This is a genomic window from Trebonia sp. (genome assembly GCF_049794275.1).
GTDB lineage: Bacteria > Actinomycetota > Actinomycetes > Streptosporangiales > Streptosporangiaceae > Trebonia.
On sequence record NZ_JBARCR010000990.1, the window covers coordinates 1 to 1,781 of the forward strand.

Consider the following 1,781-nt stretch of genomic DNA (forward strand, 5'->3'; position numbering starts at 1 on the left):
GGCGGCCCCGGTGTCCTGGCCTCTATGATCACGCGCAGCGCCATCGCCGCGCTGCACGCCGGGCCGCCCGCGCACGTCTACCACTACAAGACGTTCACCATCATGGTCTGGAACCACAATCTGCTGAACGACCTGACCGGCAAGCCGACTAGCCAGTCCGGCACGCCCTGTGCTAGCGACTGCGTATAGCCACTGGTTCACAGCTTTATGCGGCTGCAGGGGATCCACTCGTACGTGGGAAGCCCTGTCACAAAGTTTCCGTCCGTGGGTCCGTGCAGCCTGAACTCGCCCGACGAGGAGTTCTGGCATCCAGTCCTGAGCTGCTCTACATGCAGAGCCCACCGGCCGCCCTCCGGCACCGTGCGGATTCCCTGATACCGGAAATCGACCGCCCAGCTGGTCGCGAGGATGACGACCAGGGCGGTGACGGCCAGTGCCGGCCGCAGCCCGGCCCGCGCGTACCAGCGGCGCGGCCCGTTCCGCTCGCGGACACCGCGCTCGCCAGCACCACGCTCGCCAGCACCACGCTCGCCAGCACCGCGCTGCTCGCGGACGCCGCGCCGCTTCCGGAGAGCGTAATCCACCCCGACGATGACCGCGGCTTCGATCAGGAAGATGGGAAGCGCGGTGTAGCGGGCGGCTGACTCCTGCTGAATCGTGACCGGCGAGACCGTCACCCACGGGGTCAGGATCGTGGAGACCATGGAGAAGACGAAGCCCGTGAGCAGGGCGACAACAACGAATGGCCGGGCGCCTGGCTGGGTGGCCATGATCACCACGAAGACCGCGACCAGGGCGATGGCGACGATCACCGTGGCCCAGTCTCTTCCGGTGAGCGACTCCAGCCGCCACGACGAGTGCCAGCCGATCGCTCGCAGGACCACATCGTGGGCGTAGAAGGTGAACGAGCCGCCGATCCGGGTTTTGCTGTCGCCGGACGGGCCGTAGCCCCCCAGCCGGGACTGACCCTGGACGTAGGAAATGATGATGATGGGCAGTTGGACCAGGCAGCCCGCTAGCCAGCCCGCTGTCACCGCCTGCTCCCTGAAGCGGCGCAGCGCGAAAACACGCATCGCAAGCAGTGGCGCGAACAAGATGACGATGCTGATGGAGGCCGCGGTGATGAAGGCGACGACAAAGGCGGCGGCCTTACCCGCAGCAGTTCGGGGGCGCCACAGTACGGCCCAGAACATCGCGAGCAGCAGGTAGAAGGAGACGGCGACGGTGCTGTCGGCGATCTCCATCGGCGCGCTCGACAGCAGGATGACGCCCACTGCGAGCAGGACCCGCAGCGGCGCGGACCGGATGTGCCCTGAGCTGGCGTGGAAAATGAACAACGCGCATCCCGCCGTGATGAGCGCCCCGACACCCGCGAACGCGTGAGCGGCCTGGGCCACGGGCAGGTAACTCACGAATTGCGCGACTACGCGCTGCAGGAGTTGCTCGTATCCCCCGAAGGGGACGAACAGCCGCCAGGGGTGCTGATACGCCCCCACGAGGAATTCCCACCAGTCCTCGGCGTAGACAGCATCCCAGGACGGAAGTCCGGGGATGCGCAGCAGGAGCACCCAGGCGCCGAGGCCTACGGCCGCGATCTGCGCAGCGGCGGCCATGCCGCGGCGAGTCCATGTCCGGGGCGCCGGCTCCGGCGCGAGGGGAAACAACGCGCGGAGCGCCCCATGGATGCCTTCGGCGGTCGCCTTCTCCGCCGTCACGGCCTCTGCGACCTGGTCAGAGTCCCTCGTCTCCGGGATCACCACATGTCGCCTTTCCTACCCCGG

At 67.7% G+C, this 1,781-nt stretch carries 2 protein-coding genes; one reads left to right on the plus strand and one right to left on the minus strand.

Annotated features, from left to right (window positions below):
- On the plus strand, positions 1-189 hold a 189-nt coding region (locus WA805_RS25120), incomplete at its 5' end, for a hypothetical protein (RefSeq protein ID WP_425243570.1).
- Between the two features lie 8 nt (positions 190-197).
- On the opposite strand, the gene WA805_RS25125 is transcribed toward WA805_RS25120, so the two are convergent.
- Positions 198-1,760, minus strand: coding sequence for a hypothetical protein (locus tag WA805_RS25125; RefSeq protein ID WP_425243571.1), 1,563 nt, complete (start codon positions 1,758-1,760; stop codon positions 198-200).
- Between the last annotated feature and the right edge of the window lie 21 nt (positions 1,761-1,781).